General features: G+C 28.1%; 1 protein-coding gene. It reads left to right on the top strand.

The genetic code is table 11. The annotated features are described in order from the left end of the window. Nucleotides 1–73 precede the first annotated feature (73 nt). A partial coding sequence (locus HMPREF9075_RS03235; RefSeq protein ID WP_009415068.1) for a hypothetical protein occupies nucleotides 74–491 on the top strand: 418 nt, incomplete at its 3' end.

Genomic DNA, 491 nt, shown 5'->3' with positions numbered 1-491 from the left:
GGGAGAGCTATACAAGTGGTTGTTGAGAAAAGAGGTAAAGTAGAAGAATTAAGAACCTTAAAAAATCAATAAGATGAGTAAGATTATAAATTTAGTAACAATTGTTTTGTTATTTATTAGTTGCAACAACACTTCTAAGAAATTAGAGATGCTAAAAGAAGGCACATTTATTTATGAGAGAGAAAGAGTTTTTGAGAAAAAAAATATTACAGTTGAACAATCACAAATAGAAACGATAAGAGAAACTAAATATATTGTTGAAGAAAAAGTTATTTACGATAGTTTAGGTATCTTAGAAATATATGCTGGTGCTGCAGAAGGTTTTATCGTTTATTCAAGAGATAATGATTTTGGAAAATCTGTTATCAAAGAAGAAGGATATAGTAATAAAGTTCTAATAGATAAGAAGCAGGATTGCCTTATAGATGGAAAAGATACGATTAGGAACTTTGAAGTGTTTTTAAAAGATCAACTCATAATGGTCTATCCTA

The sequence above is a fragment of the Capnocytophaga sp. oral taxon 332 str. F0381 genome, from assembly GCF_000318275.2.
GTDB lineage: Bacteria > Bacteroidota > Bacteroidia > Flavobacteriales > Flavobacteriaceae > Capnocytophaga > Capnocytophaga bilenii.
Note: the sequence above shows the minus strand (reverse complement) of the source record. Positions and strands in the feature narration are given on the sequence as shown.